The 16,961-nt window shown below is 33.6% G+C and carries 12 protein-coding genes and 4 tRNA genes; 1 reads left to right on the top strand and 15 read right to left on the bottom strand.

Translation table 11 applies throughout. The annotated features are described in order from the left end of the window. Positions 1-40: 40 nt before the first annotated feature. The 12 genes from AC1Q8L_RS25935 to AC1Q8L_RS25880 all read right to left on the bottom strand — a co-directional run bounded on the left by AC1Q8L_RS25935 (position 41) and on the right by AC1Q8L_RS25880 (position 15,771). A complete protein-coding gene (locus AC1Q8L_RS25935) occupies positions 41-3,091 on the bottom strand; it encodes an NEAT domain-containing protein (protein ID WP_000812466.1) in 3,051 nt (1,016 codons plus the stop codon). 128 nt (positions 3,092-3,219) lie between these two features. Further along, positions 3,220-4,395 (bottom strand): sporulation protein YhbH, encoded by a 1,176-nt coding sequence (gene yhbH / locus AC1Q8L_RS25930; protein ID WP_000503516.1) that lies wholly within the window; start codon positions 4,393-4,395, stop codon positions 3,220-3,222. 452 nt (positions 4,396-4,847) lie between these two features. Then, positions 4,848-6,743: a PrkA family serine protein kinase gene (locus AC1Q8L_RS25925; RefSeq protein ID WP_000353273.1), complete on the bottom strand. Its 1,896-nt coding sequence runs from the start codon at positions 6,741-6,743 to the stop codon at positions 4,848-4,850. A 391-nt stretch (positions 6,744-7,134) separates the two neighbouring features. After that, positions 7,135-9,204, bottom strand: coding sequence for a sensor domain-containing protein (locus AC1Q8L_RS25920; protein ID WP_000657161.1), 2,070 nt, complete (start codon positions 9,202-9,204; stop codon positions 7,135-7,137). 127 nt (positions 9,205-9,331) lie between these two features. Then, on the bottom strand, positions 9,332-9,820 hold the full coding sequence (gene trmL / locus AC1Q8L_RS25915) for a tRNA (uridine(34)/cytosine(34)/5-carboxymethylaminomethyluridine(34)-2'-O)-methyltransferase TrmL (RefSeq protein WP_000538147.1): 489 nt from the start codon (positions 9,818-9,820) through the stop codon (positions 9,332-9,334). 58 nt (positions 9,821-9,878) lie between these two features. Continuing rightward, positions 9,879-10,766: an amidase domain-containing protein gene (locus AC1Q8L_RS25910; RefSeq protein WP_000279322.1), complete on the bottom strand. Its 888-nt coding sequence runs from the start codon at positions 10,764-10,766 to the stop codon at positions 9,879-9,881. A 44-nt stretch (positions 10,767-10,810) separates the two neighbouring features. Then, a complete protein-coding gene (gene queG / locus AC1Q8L_RS25905; protein ID WP_000345209.1) occupies positions 10,811-11,953 on the bottom strand; it encodes a tRNA epoxyqueuosine(34) reductase QueG in 1,143 nt (380 codons plus the stop codon). A gap of 202 nt (positions 11,954-12,155) precedes the next feature. Further along, positions 12,156-12,229 (bottom strand) — tRNA-Gly (locus AC1Q8L_RS25900). A 115-nt stretch (positions 12,230-12,344) separates the two neighbouring features. Beyond that, positions 12,345-12,995, bottom strand: a complete 651-nt coding sequence (locus AC1Q8L_RS25895) for a DsbA family protein (RefSeq protein ID WP_000841308.1) — start codon at positions 12,993-12,995, stop codon at positions 12,345-12,347. Between the two features lie 187 nt (positions 12,996-13,182). Then, positions 13,183-13,959, bottom strand: a complete 777-nt coding sequence (locus AC1Q8L_RS25890) for a transglycosylase domain-containing protein (protein WP_000664716.1) — start codon at positions 13,957-13,959, stop codon at positions 13,183-13,185. A gap of 483 nt (positions 13,960-14,442) precedes the next feature. Beyond that, positions 14,443-14,904 (bottom strand): NUDIX hydrolase, encoded by a 462-nt coding sequence (locus AC1Q8L_RS25885; RefSeq protein WP_000400463.1) that lies wholly within the window; start codon positions 14,902-14,904, stop codon positions 14,443-14,445. Between the two features lie 147 nt (positions 14,905-15,051). After that, a complete protein-coding gene (locus tag AC1Q8L_RS25880; protein WP_000532949.1) occupies positions 15,052-15,771 on the bottom strand; it encodes a YebC/PmpR family DNA-binding transcriptional regulator in 720 nt (239 codons plus the stop codon). A gap of 352 nt (positions 15,772-16,123) precedes the next feature. On the opposite strand from AC1Q8L_RS25880, the gene AC1Q8L_RS25875 reads away from it, so the two are divergent. Next, positions 16,124-16,444, top strand: coding sequence for a DUF3884 family protein (locus tag AC1Q8L_RS25875; protein ID WP_000149819.1), 321 nt, complete (start codon positions 16,124-16,126; stop codon positions 16,442-16,444). Between the two features lie 186 nt (positions 16,445-16,630). On the opposite strand, the gene AC1Q8L_RS25870 is transcribed toward AC1Q8L_RS25875, so the two are convergent. From AC1Q8L_RS25870 to AC1Q8L_RS25860, 3 genes are all read right to left on the bottom strand, one after another. Then, positions 16,631-16,712, bottom strand: a tRNA-Leu gene (locus AC1Q8L_RS25870). Positions 16,713-16,722: 10 nt separating this feature from the next. Continuing rightward, positions 16,723-16,793: transfer RNA gene (locus AC1Q8L_RS25865), tRNA-Cys, on the bottom strand. Between the two features lie 14 nt (positions 16,794-16,807). Beyond that, positions 16,808-16,882, bottom strand: a tRNA-Gly gene (locus AC1Q8L_RS25860). Positions 16,883-16,961: the final 79 nt, after the last annotated feature.

The raw sequence follows: 16,961 nt of genomic DNA, 5'->3' as shown, positions 1-16,961 counted from the left end.
TCATATAATCATCTTACGTTATAATAAGATAAAACGTTTTTTATTTCTTAAATAATCTCTTTCTAAATACAAACATACTCAGTGCTGAAAGAACTAACGCTATGCCTGAAAGTAATGTTGATGTATTCTCTTGTCCACCTGTTGCTCCTAATGATTTCTTACTTTCTTCTTGCTTATTAACAGCTTGTTTATTTTCTTTCACAACTTGATTATTCACGTTTTGTTCTTGGACTACTGCTGATTGATTTACCGCGTCTTTTGAACCTTCAATTTCTTTTCCTGTTTCTTTTACCTCCGCTTTCGATCCTTCAACTCCTGTTGTTGGCTCGTCCACTTCCTCTTTCGCTTCTTCAACTTCTTTCGTTGGCTCTTTTACTTCTTCTTTCGCTTCTTCAACTTCTTTTGTTGGTTCTTTCACTTCTTCTTTTGTTTCTTCAACTTCTTTTACCGGCTCTTTTACTTCTTCTTTCGCTTCTTCAACTTCTTTTACCGGTTCTTTCACTTCTTCTTTTGTTTCTTCAACTTCTTTTGTTGGCTCTTTTACTTCTTCTTTCGCTTCTTTTACCGGTTCTTTCACTTCTTCTTGTGTACCTTCAACTTCTTTTACCGGTTCTTTTACTTCTTCTTTCGCTTCTTCAACTTCTTTTACCGGTTCTTTTACTTCTTCTTTCGCTTCTTCAACTTCTTTTACCGGTTCTTTCACTTCTTCTTTTGTTTCTTCAATTTCTTTTACCGGCTCTTTTTCTTCTTCTTTTTCCACTATATTCTGTATTACTGTTCCGTTAAACCTTATGCTAATTTCATCAGAATCTAAATCAAATTTATACACCTTTTCACCTGGGGTACTCCATTTTATTACTCCGTTATTAAACGTCCCTCCCTCACTTACCAATTGAATATTTTCAATACTTTCTCCTTCTAAATCATATACAGGAACTTGAATTTCTTCGTTTATTTTTGCATCATTTAAAATGATATTTTGTCTTCCAACATCAATTGTAAACCACTGACCTAATTGTATTAACGGCCTTACATCACGAATCTCATTTCCAGCTAAATTTAAGCTAAATAAGTTTAGCATGGAACCAATAACCGTTACATCTTTAATATGATTGTCCGCAAGATTTAACCACTGTAAATTTTCCAATGAAGATAGTGGTGTTATATCTTCAATTTGATTATGAGATACATTCACATTATTCAATTGTTTCAAGTTTGAGATGAACTCAATATTTTTCAGGCCTACTCCTTCTAAAGTGAGTTTTTCTAAGTTCGTCATGTACTCTAAACCTGTTATATTTTTTATCTCATTTCCATTTTCTTTAAGTATCTCTAATTTTTTAATCTGTAATAAATCTTTTTTTGTAATAGAAGCGTTTAAATTCTCTCTACCTAAATTCTCTTTATTAATATGTTGTTGTAAAGTTTTATCGAGAATTACATTTTCCTTTTGTTCATTATCCTCTTTTATTGTTTCCTTGATTTCGTCTAATCTTTCAACAACATTTTGAATTACTGTTCCATTAAACTTAATACGATTCTCTTCTGGCTTTATATCCAACGTAAATTCGTATGTTTTTTCACCAGTAGTCCCCCATTTAACAGAACCATTATTAACTATCCCATCTTCACTCTTCAATTGAATAGTATCAAGTGGCTCTCCTTGTAAATTATAGATAGGTATTTTAACTTCCTTATCTTTTTCTACATTATCTAAAAAGATTTTTTGTCTTTGAATATCGATATATATTCTTTTTCCTAGCTCTTGAACAGGTCTAACATCACGAATTTCATTTGAACCTAGCTTTAAATCATATAAGTCTGTTAAGTGACTAAGTGGCGTTATATCTGAAATATAGTTTTCTTCTAAATTAAGTGATTGTACAGTAGATAATCTTGATAAAGGTTCGATGTTTTCTAATTCATTTTTAGCAAGATCTAACTCTACTAATTTTTTCATTGATGTAATATGTTCAATATTCGTAAGTCCATTGTTACTTAAAGATAAGTTTTTTACATTTTTCAATTGCTCAATTCCAGCAAGGTTATCATTACTAATTTGATTATTTGCCACAGTCAAAGTCCTTAAAGATTTCACTGTAAATAATGGTTTAATATCTTTTATATAATTACTATTTAAATCTAGCATTTTAATCTTCTTCATTTGGCTTAATGGGCTTAAATCTGAGATTTTATTGTTTCTCAAAGTTAAAAACTCAATATGCTCTAACTCAGCCAAAGGTCCAATATCTTCAAGTTCACCATAGGTTATACTTAATGATTTTAATTGTCTCAATTCCGAGATAAATTTTATATTTTTTAACTTAACTTCTTCCAACTTTAAGTTTTCTAAGTTCGTCATATATTCTAGACCGCTTACGTCTTGTATTCCTTTATTTTTAGCTTCAACGACTATTAAAGATTTAACTTTTAATAAATCTTCCTTAGTTATTGGGGTATCTAGATTTTCTCTATTCAAATTATATTTATTAATATGCCTTTGTAGTTGCTTATCTACTATTACATTTCCAATTTCATCTTGTTGATCCACTTTATCCTCTTTATTTTCCTTTTGTTTTTCTGGAACATTGTTCTCTAAATTCAATGTATTTACTTCAAACTGTACTTGGTACTTATTGTCATAGGCCATTGTTGGAATATAAATATGCATTCGCATATTATACCTTTTTCCTAATTCCCCTACTTCAAATTGAATCACTTTCGTTCCATTTTTCTTTTTATCTTCTGATATTACTTTCACATCATGAAACACACCTGGAGTATGAATATCCTCTGTTTTCAAGTATTGAAAGAAATCACTATCACTTAACGTTGCTGTTACAATTTTCTTTCCATTCTCAATTGTTAGTTTCGGATCCTTTATATAAACAGCTGCCATAGACTCTTCATTCGTTTTATCTTTATACGCCTTAATAACAGCGTCATATGTACCATCTTCTAAACCTTGTCCCGTTTTATTCGTCTCAATTGCTACTGCCGCTAAAGCAGGTGTTGAATAAACAGCAAACGGAAGTGATAACGTCGCCACTATAATCATTGCATTTATACGTTTTCTTTTATTTTGTTTCAACTTTACATCTCCTCTGAAATATATAATTCGAAATGTAATCATTTCTCGAATAAATGATAATGATTTTCATTATCATTGTCAACTGAAAAAATAAAAAGTTTACAAAAAAAGAACCTCTTTAAAAGAGGTTATGCCATTTTCTCACCTGATTCTTCTCTAAAAAAGCTTTTCATCGCATGAAATACGTCTGCTTTTTGCTTTAAAATATAGTATCTAAAGTTTTCATCTTTAATATTTTTATAGGCTGACATGAGTGTACTGTGGCGGTTATACTGGTTCACTTCCCCATATCCAAACATATTACATTTCTTCATTAATTCTTCCACAAGCTTTACACATCTAGCATTATCTGATGTTAAATTATCACCATCTGAAAAATGGAATGGATAAATATTATAGCGGTCTGGTGAATATTTATTATCGATTAGCTCGAGTGCTTTTTTGTATACGGAGGAGCAGATTGTTCCACCGCTTTCTCCTTTTGAAAAAAATTCTTCTTCTGTAACGACTTTCGCTTCTGTATGATGAGCAATAAATTCAATATCAACTGTTTCATACTTTGTGCGTAAAAATCTTGTCATCCAGAAAAAGAAACTACGTGCCATATACTTCTCCCACATTCCCATCGATCCACTCGTATCCATCATCGCTAACACAACAGCCTTTGAATCTGGCTTTAATACTTCATTCCAAGTACGGAACTTTAAATCTTCTTGATGAATTGGATGGAAAGATGCTTTACCACGCATCGCATTTCGTTTATATGCGGATATCATTGTTCGTTTCTTATCGATATTTCCCCATAATCCTGTTTTTCTAATGTCATTAAATTCAACATGTTCAATCCGGTTTTCATCTATTTCTTTTCTCTTTAAATTAGGCAGCTCTAACTCTCTGAAAAACGCTTGCTCTAATTCTAAAATAGAGACTTCAGCTTCATAGTAATCTTCCCCAGCTGCATCTCCTGCTCCTTGCCCTTTTCCTGGCCCTTTTTGTTTTTGACCACCTGATCCATCTCTCGCAACGACATCACCAACTTTGCTGTCACCGTTTCCTTGCCCAACATGTTTATTTTTATCATAATTGTATCTAATCTTATATTCATCTAGAGAACGAATTGGTATTTTTACAACATCCTTGCCATTAGACATAACTATACTTTCTTCTGTTACAAGATCGGGTAAATTATTCTTAATTGCCTCTTGTACTTTTTCTTGATGGCGCTGTTGGTCGTCATATCCTTTGCGATGGAGGGACCAGTTTTCCTGTGAAATCGTATAATTTGGTTGATTTTCTTCGCCCATTCCTTTCCCTCCTTACTGTAATTGTCTTCCTGTATGAACAGCAAGCTACAAATTTTGTTCTGTAATGTGCAAGCTAGAATATTTGAAAGGTAACTGCCCATAGAAAATCATCCCATAAACATTTATAACGTTTTTCATACAATACCCCGAGCATCCTAAACAAAATTTTGCCACTCACATAATAGAAAGAAATATTCAGCCACTGATAAGAAAGAAACACAATGCATTGTTGCACACATTTTTACTTTGCAACATATTGTATTGTGTTGGCTTTTTTCGTATGAATGGTTGGTTACTCTATCATATGCATATTGTAAAAATAATTGACAATAAATTCATGAAATTGCATCTTAATTTATTACATTTGGACAAGGTATGACACTTTACACACATATGAACGGATAATAAAACGCTGTCCCGCAAAATACAAGAGACAGCGTTTTGTTATCAAACTATCGGTTTAACAAGCTACCTACATAGCGTAGTAATTCATTTGCTGAAGAAGAATTATAGCCATGCTCATCAATTAAACGTGCAACAACATCATTGATTTTCTTAAGCTGATTTTCGTCCGGTGTTTTCGTTGATGTTGTAATTTTCACTATATCTTTTAAATCAGCAAATAGTTTTTTCTGAATCGCTTCACGAAGACGTTCATGTGAATTATAATCAAAGCGTTTTCCTTTACGGGCATAAGCAGAAATGCGAATTAAAATCTCTTCACGGAATGCTTTCTTAGCATTTTCTGAAATTCCAATTTGCTCTTCAATTGAGCGCATTAGTTTTTCATCTGGACTCATTTCTTCCCCTGTTAACGGATCACGTAATTTCGATTTATTGCAGTACGCCTCGACGTTATCTAAGTAATTATCCATAAGCGTCTTAGCTGATTCTTCATATGAATAAACAAACGCTTTTTGTACTTCTTTCTTCGCGATTTCATCGTATTCTTTTCTCGCTAATGAGATGAAATTCATATAACGTTCACGGTCTTCATTACTAATCGATGGATGCTGATCCAGCCCATCTTTTAAAGATCTAAGTACATCTAACGCGTTAATAGATGGTACCTCTTTTCGAATGATTGTAGACGAAATTCGGTTAATGACATAACGAGGATCAATACCCTTCATACCTTCATCTTGATATTCGCGTTGTAATTCTTCTACATCAATCGCATTATAACCTTCTACCGTTTCTCCATCATACAAACGCATCTTTTTAATTAAATCAATATCCGGACGCTTCGGATCTTTTAAACGAGTTAAAATAGTGAACATTGCTGCAACGCGAAGTGTATGTGGTGCAATGTGAACATTCGACACATCACTTTCACGAATCATTTTTTCATAAATATGTTCTTCTTCACTTACTCGTAAATTATAAGGAACTGGCATTACAATAATTCTTGAGTGTAATGCTTCATTTTTCTTATTTGCTATAAATGAGCGATACTCTGTTTCATTCGTATGTGCTACAATTAATTCATCTGCTGAAATAAGCGCAAATCTTCCCGCTTTGAAATTCCCTTCTTGCGTAAGCGATAATAAGTGCCATAAAAACTTCTCATCGCATTTTAACATCTCTTGGAACTCCATCATTCCTCGGTTTGCCTTATTTAATTCTCCATCAAATCGATACGCACGGGGATCTGATTCTGAACCATATTCTGCAATCGTAGAAAAGTCCAGACTACCTGTTAAATCTGCAATATCCTGTGATTTTGGATCAGACGGGCTAAATGTACCAATCCCTGTACGGCGATCTTCAGAGAAGAAAATACGCTCTACAACTACATCCTCAATTCTTGATCCGTATTCTTGCTCTAAACGCATGACATTTAGTGGTGATAAATTCCCTTCAATTCTAACTCCATACTCATCAAAGAAATCATCTCGTAAATGATGTGGAATTAAATGCAGTGGATCCTCATGCATTGGGCATCCTTTAATTGCAAAAATTGCTCCGCGATCTGTTCTTGAATATGTTTCTAATCCTCGTTTCAACATCGTAACTAACGTTGATTTCCCTCCACTAACAGGACCCATTAATAATAAAATTCTTTTTCTAACATCTAATCGTTTTGCAGATGGATGAAAATATTCCTCTACAAGACGTTCTAGAGCATCCTCTAATCCAAAGAGCTGATTACTAAAGAAGTTATACTTTCTTCTACCATCAACTTCTTCAATTCCGGCATCTTTTATCATATTGTAAATGCGAGAGTGTGCTGTTTGAGCCACCCATGGTCTTTCTTTCACAAGCTCCAAATACTCCGCAAACGTACCTTCCCATTGTAAACGTTCTTCTGCTGCTCGATGCTGTTCAATCTTTTTTAGAATATCCATTATAGCTCCTCCCCCATCTCCTTGTTCAATCGGATTATTATAAAAGGTATGCTAGGATGTCCTTAAACATTCTTTAAATCAAAACGAAATATATAATAGCACGCTAAAATTCTCTCCAAAATTCAAAGAAAATTCTGTATAATATAGGTATTAACGTTTTTACACTGCTATTCATTATAAATAAATTCTTTTCTTCTAAGAACCTTACATACATTTTGGGTAATAAATAAAACTCGTGAACCGAAAAAAGTAAGGAGGATATTAGTATGAAATTATTATTAATTTTAGGTGTATCACTCACATTTCTTACAGCGATTTTTACATCCGGTTACAATGACAAACCAGGTACACATAAAAAATGATGTGCTTTTAGCACATCATTTTTTATGCATTATTTATAATACATATTTTCCATATCATATTTGGATAGTGGTCGGCTATAATAATAACCTTGTACAAGCTTCACATTCTTTTCTTTCAAAAACTGTATTTGCTCCTTTTTTTCTACTCCCTCTGCAATTACATTCAATTCTAAAGTATGAGCTAAATGAATAATTGCAGCTGTAATATTCGTATCACGTTCATCTATATGTATACCTTCCATAAAAGAACGATCAATTTTTAAAGTATCAATTGGATATGTTTTTAAGTAACTTAAAGATGAATAACCTGTTCCAAAATCATCTAAATGAATCTTTAAATTTTCTTCTTTTAATTGTAGTAACACTCTCTTCGATATATCTTTATGTATAAGAGCTCCTTCTGTAACCTCTATCGCTAATAAATGAGCTGGTACATTGTACTTATTTAAAGCCCGTGTAATCATCTCTATTAATGTAATAGAGCGAAAGTGTCTAGCTGAAATATTAACTGCAATTGGGACCACTTCATATCCTTTATTTAACCATTCGCGCAGTTGCTGACACACTTGATTTACTACCCATTCATCGAGCTTAATAATAAATCCTGTTCTTTCTGCCAACGGAATAAATTGGTTTGGAGAAACAAATCCTAATTCCTTATTCTCCCACCTTATTAAAGCTTCCATACTAGCTATTTTTTTCGTCTCAATATTAATTTGTGGCTGATAATATAAGAAAAATTCATTTTTTTCTATAGCACGATGTAACTGGTTTTCTATTATAAACCTTTGTTCACGCTCACAGTCTAATCCACTACAATAAAAATGATAATGTCCTTTTCCTTTGTCTTTTGCTTTTTCTAAGGCAGCATCGACTCTCTGAAATAGTATTTTTTCATCTTCTCCATCTGCTGGAGCCATTACAATTCCAATTGACGCACTTAAATATACATCTTCTTTCTCAATTACAAAATATTCACTAATATTTTTCAGTATGCTTTTTGCAACTTCCTCTACACATTCTTTCGTTATATTTTCTATCAACATAACAAATTGATCATCGTGTTCTCTAAATAAGTGCATACCTTCTATTTTTAGATTGCTTAAACATTCTGTCACTTTTTGTAATACTTTATCTCCCTCTTTATGACCAAATGTATCATTAATACGATGAAACTCATCTAAATCTATAAATACAAGCGCAAAATTTATACTCTCTTTTAAAAAAGTATTTAACTTATTTGTACATGAAATTCTATTCATTAATCCTGTTAACTGGTCATAGTAAGCTAAATATTCTGTTCGCATTTCGTTTAATACTTGCCTTGTAACATCTCTCGTGACAATATACACTCCAACAATTTCACCGTTCACAATAATCGGGATAGTTCTCAAAGAAATATATAGCTCGTACCCTTCTTTATGAACATATTTCTTTGAAACAATTTGTTTTGCTTTTCCTTGCATCGATCCCTTAAATATAATTTGAAAATCTTTTTCATATTCTTTATTAATAAATTCAAAAATAAATTTATTATTTAATTCCTCATACCGGTATCCAAATATTTCATACGTTGCCGGATTTGCATATGTAACTCTCCCTATAGAATCTATAGATATAATTGAGTCATTATTATATTCCAGTAACGACTTAAATAACATTTGTTTTTCCTCTATCTCTGTCTTCTCCTCAATTTGAGCTGTAATATCTCTTGTAATACAAATAACAAATTGACATATTCCTTCTTCATCGCAGACAGGATTAAGTGAAGATTCATAATGTATCTCACCTTTTGGTAATTTGACTACATCACAAAAAGTGTGTGCTTTCGCTTCTCTCACTACTTTTTCATATTGCCTTTGCAATATCCCCGCTATATCTTTCGGTAATACTTCTGCAAAAGTTTTTCCATAGCACTCTTCGCTTAACCTAGCATAATCCATTCCTATTTTATTCACATACATATATTTAAACGTTTCATCATCAATAACTTTCAATATAAATACTAAATCTTGAATAGCATGTAATAACCCTTGTCTAATTAAATCCATATCTATCATACTTAAAAAGGTATTTTGATTACTATATTCTTCCTTCATATTTATCTCAACCCGTCTTATCTATTTTTAATCATATATCCCATTCTATATGATTATGTCCTCTCTTTTAAACGTATGATCACATATTATTTTTATTTTATAAAAAAAAGTCGCCATATGGCGACTTTTAATAAACGATTTCTAAATCTAATCCAGGGTAATTTTGTTGACGGAATGCTTCATAAATTAAAATTGCTGCTGTATTAGATAAATTTAATGAACGTACTTTATCTGTCATTGGAATACGTAAACAATGATCAAAGTTTTCTTCGATTACATTAGCTGGTAAGCCGTTTGTTTCTCTTCCAAATACAAAATAGTAATCCTTCTCGCGCTTGCTATAGTCAAACGCTGTATGAGCTTTCTCGCCATACTTCGTTAAATAGAAGAATTCACCATCTTTATTTTTTTCATAAAATTCTTCAATTGAATCATAATACGTAATTTTCACGTGCTGCCAATAATCTAATCCGGCACGCTTTAACATTTTATCATCCGTTGAAAATCCAAGCGGTCTAATCAAATGTAATTCTGTTCCAGTTGCTGCACAAGTACGAGCAATATTTCCTGTATTTGCTGGAATTTCTGGCTGATATAAAACAACATGTACTCCCACGCGATATTCACCTCTGTTTTTTGTCTACTACGTATTATACCACTTGAGCGAAAAATCTCTACCCATTAATAATATGAAAGAATTTATATTTCATTTGTGGTGTATATTTACTAGAGTCTTCATAGTTCCAATAACGTCGACGGCTATTTGCTGAATGTGCATTTACAAGCGGCATACCATCTGCATCTTTTGCTACTACAATCGTCGTATGATTCCATCTTCCGTCATCCTCGAAATCATAAGCAATTACATCTCCAAGAATAAGTTCTTCTGGCCTCTCTACCGCCTCTGCTCGAAGTCCTGTTGTAGCACCTGACAAATACCAATAAAAAGAATGTGCAACAGCCCAGCTCCAACTCCACTGATTCTCCCTTTGCCACCATCCTTTACGAATATTAGGATATCCGTTCATAGGTACTTCTCCAGTATGAAGACATTGAGAAATGAAATTCGTACAATTATCAGGGAAATTACGATACATAGGATTTCGGTCATCCCACCAACGCTCTGCATATTTCACTGCCTCTAAACGATTATACTGATAAGAACCGTACTTCTCTTTCGTAATTTCCCTTTCTAATGTCTCACCCATTCTAATTTCTTCTGACACTTCAATATCATAATCGCCTATAATCCGACTATTATTTAAACAAACTCTTCGTTTTAATTGTTCCTCTTCAATATAAAATAATTCTTTATGCTTAATTAAATATTTAAAATGTATTTGATAATCAATTTCTTGATGGTCATTACTATTTAATTGTCTAATGAAAGAAACATCCGCAATTGCTTTCACTATATGTGCACTACGCCTTTGAAACAATTGTTTCTTTCTCTGTGCCATTTGTAGTAAATCCTCAGCAATACCATCCACGTCTGTTCGTTTCTCTGTGATATATGCTAAAAACTGTTGTACTTGCTTTTCAATATTCATTTTTACAGCCATTTCGTTTCCCTCCCATATTACAATATGAAAAAGGGAAATATTATCTACTCTTTTTTCTGTGCTAACAATTCAAGCCCGCGATTCATTTCATGAAGTACTTCTTCATCTTTCTCACGTTCCATCGCTTTCTCAATCGCTTCGCCTACTCCATCTCCCCCAATTTTCCCAAGTGCCCATGCTGCCGTTCCGCGCAATACCGGTCTTGGGTCATCTTTCATAACACCAATTAAATCAGGAATTGCCGATGCTTCTTTAAAATGTGCTAATGCTAAAATCGCATTTCTTTGCAGTGGCTTTTTCCCTCTCCATGACCCTGACATAATCCCATATTTCTCTTTAAAATCACGATTACTAATTGTTAAAAGTGGCGTTAATAATGGTTTAACTAGCTCAGGATCCGGCTCCATCTCAGGATGATTATGAAAATCCATTCCTTTGTTTTTCGGGCAAACAGTCTGACACGTATCACATCCATATATACGATTTCCTATTTTATCGCGATATTCTTCAGGTAGGAATCCTTTCGTCTGTGTTAAAAACGCAATACACTTCTTCGAATCTAACTGTCCCCCCTGTATTAAAGCACCTGTAGGACAAATATCGATACATTTCGTACAGCCCCCGCATTGATCTTCTATCGGCTTATCTGGCGGGAATGGAACATTTGTAATCATTTCCCCTAAGTATACGTACGAACCGAATTCAGGTGTAATAATAGCACAGTTTTTCCCACTCCAGCCAATGCCTGCACGCTCTGATACAGCTCGATCACTTAATTCACCTGTATCAACCATGGACTTCACTTCTATATCTGGAAGTTTTTCAATTAAATATGCTTCTAATTTTTGCAAACGATCTCGTAAAACAAGATGATAATCTTGTCCCCAAGAAGCACGGCAAAAAATTCCACGGCGTTCTCCACGCTTACTTAATGGTGCATTTTTTAATTTTGAAGGATATGCTAAAGCAATCGCAATAATTGATTTAGCACCCGGTAATAAAAGTTGCGGATTCGTTCTCTTCTCTATATCAGGCTCTTCAAATCCAGATTGATAATTTAATTGTTGTTGCTGGATTAAGCGCTGCTTTAATTCCTCAAAAGGAGAAGCACTCGCAAAGCCTATTTTATCTATGCCAATTGTTTTACTATACGCAATTACATCTTGCTTTAATTGTTCAAAATCCACTCTTAATCGCCTCCTCAGATGAATCCATCATCCCTTATGTAACGACTTTATTGGTTAGTAATTCACTTTTGGAATACTATTATTTACTTCTATTTTCGCATGTAATTATATTTTTCAAACATTAAAAAACGCAATGCCTCGTTTATCTCGGAAACGAAACACTGCGTTGATCACAATTTATAGAAAAACATTTAATAAAATTTGGAGCGGGTGAAGAGAATCGAACTCTCGACCAGAGCTTGGAAGGCTCTTGTTTTACCACTAAACTACACCCGCAAATATGAATTACATATAAGATATTAGAATAACTTATGTAAAGTAGTATAGCATGTTAAAAAATTAGAGGCAAGAATTTTATCGAAAAAAGTCGAAAAAGTGATGAGAGACCTCATCACTTTTTCAATTCTTTATCAATGGCCTTCTTCATACTATCGAAATCAGGGTTTGCAAGATTTCCGTTTACATATACTGAAGGAGCACCTTGAACTTTTAATTTTTGAGCACGATCTGAATCTTTACGTACTTTTTCTGTAATTTCTTTACTGTGTAAATCTTTCTTAAATTGCTCTACATCAACTTTTGGAAGTTTCTCTTTCACAATGCTAAGAAGCAAATCTTCTGTAATCCATTCTTCCGTATCTTTCTTTTGATTTTGATAAATCTCATCATAGAAAATCCAGAATGAATCTTTATCTTGTTTATAAATTGCTTCACCAGCTGCTGCACCTAAATCCGAGTCTTTTCCGATAAATGGGAAGTTAATAAAATATAACTGCACTTTGCCTTTATCAATATACTCTTCTTTTAATCGAGGTAATACTGTTACATCCCAAGTACGACAAGCAGGACATTTAAAGTCTCCAAATTCAACTACCTTAACTGGAGCATCATCTTTCCCTAAAGATTGTTGCGTGGAATAAGCAAACATCTCATTCCCTTTATCTTTCTTGTCATTTATGATGCTATACGCAATTGTTCCAATTACAATCAATACTGCGATAGAAAAAACTATACCAAGAGCCATGAGTTTATTTGATTTCATATACATTCCTCTTTAAATTCATATTCTGTATACAGCATTGTACACAATACACATAATATCAACACTTATATACGTCACGCAATGAACACGCTCACATAAATTACAAAAACACAATAATTGTGACGATATTGTGTCACAATTTGTCACAATTTATTCAAAAAAAGAAGCTCCTCTGTAGGAACTTCTCTTAACTTACTGCTTTTTTACGCGCACTATTTAACATCGACTGCTCTATTTTTATATCATGACGAATTACTAATTTCTCACTAACTGCTTGAACATACTCATCATGGCTTATATAGCCTTCTTTCTCCATTAGTCTCAACACAACATTTCGTCTCTCTACTGCTTTATCATAATTTTGGGCAGGTGAGTAATAAGCAGGTGCTTTTACTACAGCAGCCATCATTGCACTTTCAGCCAACGTTAATTGGTTCACCTTTTTACCGAAGTAAAGGTTTGCTGCTTTTTCAATTCCCCATGCTCCTTCACCATAATAAATGTTACTTACATATAATTTTAAAATTTCATCCTTCGTAAATGTGCGTTCAATTTTTTTCGTATAAAAAATCTCTTTCCACTTACGAGAAAATGTACGCTCATTAGTTAAAAAAGCATTTTTAGATAGCTGCTGTGTAATCGTGCTTCCTCCTTGCACGACACCACCAGCCTTTATATTCTCAACAGAGGCCCTAATAATTGCTATATAATCTAAACCGTTATGATGATAAAATCTTTTATCTTCTGTCGCAATAAATGCATGTGTTAATGATTCTGGCACCTCTAAATTAGCCGGTACATGTAATTTACTAATGTCACTTTTCTCAATCATTACATTTCCAATGAATAATAACGTACAACTTAACAATAATAATAATATAATGGCTTTATAAAAAAGTTTAGTCATTGGATTTAATGCAACTTTTTGATGATAGTTCACCCTAGATAATACTCGTTCTTTCATCTTGAACACCTCTTTTCCACACAGCATATAACTCTTACTTTAAGAATACATTGTTGTAAAAAAATATCCCATCGATTTCTCTTACACGTACCTTACATCATTGTAAGGTATAAAGTGAAACTTTAATCAGCCCTCACCAATCACGTTCCCGGCAAATAGCGGGGTAAAAAAGTATTGTATCACAGACCTTTTTTATCTACTATTCATCTGAAATATTGAATATAGATTATATTCAATCACGAATAACCAATAACAGAGTAAGCCTTAAGGCTATTATATTTTCACTTTATACTTTAATTATATCATCTACAAATATATGTACTTTTGAGTATCTAGTAATCTTAATGTATATAACATATACATTATACAGAACAAACGTTCTATAAATCAATACTAACACTATTATTATTTTGACCTTTTTCTTAAACAGTATACAAAAAAGAGTAGTGATTTGAATGTATCTCAAATCAGCTACTCTTTTCTTTACAATCTTCCTATTAAATTATATGGCTGTACTTCCCACGTTTCATACGGAATACAATGTGTTGCTCTCATTGCATCAAGCGTTCTGGATTTCATATGAGGACGAGTTATATACTCATCTATGTTCTCTTCATTTAAATCAACAAATTTAGCCTCTTGTATTTCTTCAGGTTGAATTTTTATTTCGCCACTCACATATGCTACTTTAAAAACAACAGCTAGAATGTGCATAGAGGCATTATAATAAACCCCGGTAATTCCGATAGGCTTCACCGTTAACCCTGTTTCCTCTTTTATTTCCCTACAGACAGCTTGATCGAGTGCTTCTCCTTCTTCTACCTGTCCTCCTGGCATTTCCCACGTATCAGCTCGCCAGTGTACCTTTGTTAATAACACTTCATTTTTCTCATTTGTTAAATAACCTGCTACGGCAACTATATGCTTTGGTGTCTTATGTTCCATACTAAGCCTCCTAGAAATAATGGTTATTTCATATATCCCTATAAGCATATTCCCTATCTACACCAAAATACCTTTAATAATTCATCACCTTAATTAACTTCATAAAAAAAGCCCCTATTCGTTAAACGAAAAGGGGCTTTCATCGTATTACTCTCCTAAGTCTACGTTGTGGTAAACTTGTTGTACATCTTCTAAATCTTCTAATGCATCAACCATTTTCTCAAATTGTACTTGAGCATCTTCAGGAAGTGTAACATCACTTTGTGCAAGCATTGTTAATTCTGCAACTGTAAATTCTTCAACACCAGCACCTTTAAGTGCAGATTGTACTGAATGGAATTGATCTGGTTCAGCATACACGATAACAGCATCTTCTTCTTCTAGAATGTCACGTGCATCTACATCTGCTTCCATTAAAATTTCAAGAACTTCATCTGATGTTTTACCTTCAAGGCCGATAACAGCTGTCGCATCAAACATGTAAGCTACAGAACCGTTTACACCCATGTTACCACTGTTTTTGCTAAATGCAGCTCGTACATCTGCTGCAGTACGGTTTACGTTATTTGTAAGTGTATCTACAATAACCATAGCTCCATTTGGTCCAAATCCTTCATAACGAAGCTCGTCATAATTTTCCTCTGAACCGCCTTTTGCTTTTTCAACTGCACGATCAATAATTGTTCTTGGTACATTGTATGTTTTCGCACGTTCTAATACGACTCTAAGCGCTTGATTTGATTCTGGATCTGGCTCGCCTTGTTTTGCCGCCACATAAATTTCACGTCCAAATTTCGCGTATATACGGCTTGTATTTGCATCTTTTGATGCTTTTTTGTCTTTAATATTGTTCCATTTACGGCCCATACTTTCCACTCTCTTTCTCGTTTTAAATCTACATAAAAATATTAATATGAAATATAATGTGTGTTCAACACATTTTTAAAAGAAATATAAAAAGTTCATTTTTGATTCATATTACAGACATAATATAAATCACTATCATTTTGTTCTTTCGACAAGTTATATTATACATGAATTCCTAAGTTTATTACGAATTTTAGCATCACATAATATAATTTAACAAAAAAGACTCTAACATTTCTATTAGAGTCTTTTTATATTGCAGATACCGATTTCCATAATATCCCCATAATTACTTTCTATTGTTGTACAATAAAAATAGGGAAAAATTTGAAGAAAAGGTAAAGGGGGAATTATGACACATTCAAATGAGAAAAAATTACATGCTTTTAAAGGAATAGGAGAGGAGTTAAACCCAACTATCTATCAAGTAAGATTCATGAAATTAGATGAACCAATCCAATTTGAGGCGTTTCCTGAATTGAAGGAATTAAGGGACTGGTTGAGTACTTCAACGCACATGTGGTCGTGCCACTCAACTATGTACAAATACAACAGAGAAAAGTTTGAAAAGAAGTTTTTAGAAATTACGAAATTAACAGCTGATCATGTACTAATATCTACTGGTGGTGTCGGATTTAACTTCATGTCACCCGGGTGGAGAAATTCTCTCTAGAGTGCTCGAAGGGCATATTATAGAATACCGCAATTAAAAGGATAAAATTGAATGTTTGTTTTTATCCTTTTAATGTTTCGCAGTTTACTCACCGTACACTTTTTGTGCTTATTTTGTCATGTAATGAAAAGAAAACACAAAAAAACTCTATACTAATTGTATAGAGTTTTTTTACGACGTTCATGATACCGATGGTCGGGGTCGAACCGACACTCCAGAAGGAACACGATTTTGAGTCGTGCGCGTCTGCCAATTCCGCCACATCGGCACAAAAGAAAAGGCGGCAACCGGATTTGAACCGGTGATAAAGGTTTTGCAGACCTCTGCCTTACCACTTGGCTATGCCGCCATATTAAATTTTATTGGAGCGGAAGACGGGATTCGAACCCGCGACCCCAACCTTGGCAAGGTTGTATTCTACCACTGAACTACTTCCGCAAAAATGGCTGGGCTAGCTGGATTCGAACCAGCGCATGACGGAGTCAAAGTCCGTTGCCTTACCGCTTGGCTATAGCCC

The organism is Bacillus sp. GW823-FHT06A11, assembly GCF_058795355.1.
Note: the sequence above shows the minus strand (reverse complement) of the source record. Positions and strands in the feature narration are given on the sequence as shown.

Bases quoted from the DNA above. Each gene is read 5' to 3' on its own strand.
- AC1Q8L_RS25910 (WP_000279322.1), bottom strand. From the start codon at position 10,766: ATGGCTGTAAAAATGAATATTGAAAAGCAAGTACAACAGTTTTTAGCA.
- AC1Q8L_RS25890 (WP_000664716.1), bottom strand. From the start codon at position 13,959: ATGAAAGAACGAGTATTATCTAGGGTGAACTATCATCAAAAAGTTGCA.
- AC1Q8L_RS25885 (WP_000400463.1), bottom strand. From the start codon at position 14,904: ATGGAACATAAGACACCAAAGCATATAGTTGCCGTAGCAGGTTATTTA.
- yhbH (WP_000503516.1), bottom strand. From the start codon at position 4,395: ATGGGCGAAGAAAATCAACCAAATTATACGATTTCACAGGAAAACTGG.
- AC1Q8L_RS25925 (WP_000353273.1), bottom strand. From the start codon at position 6,743: ATGGATATTCTAAAAAAGATTGAACAGCATCGAGCAGCAGAAGAACGT.
- AC1Q8L_RS25875 (WP_000149819.1), top strand. From the start codon at position 16,124: ATGACACATTCAAATGAGAAAAAATTACATGCTTTTAAAGGAATAGGA.
- AC1Q8L_RS25920 (WP_000657161.1), bottom strand. From the start codon at position 9,204: ATGAAGGAAGAATATAGTAATCAAAATACCTTTTTAAGTATGATAGAT.
- AC1Q8L_RS25895 (WP_000841308.1), bottom strand. From the start codon at position 12,995: ATGAAATCAAATAAACTCATGGCTCTTGGTATAGTTTTTTCTATCGCA.
- AC1Q8L_RS25880 (WP_000532949.1), bottom strand. From the start codon at position 15,771: ATGGGCCGTAAATGGAACAATATTAAAGACAAAAAAGCATCAAAAGAT.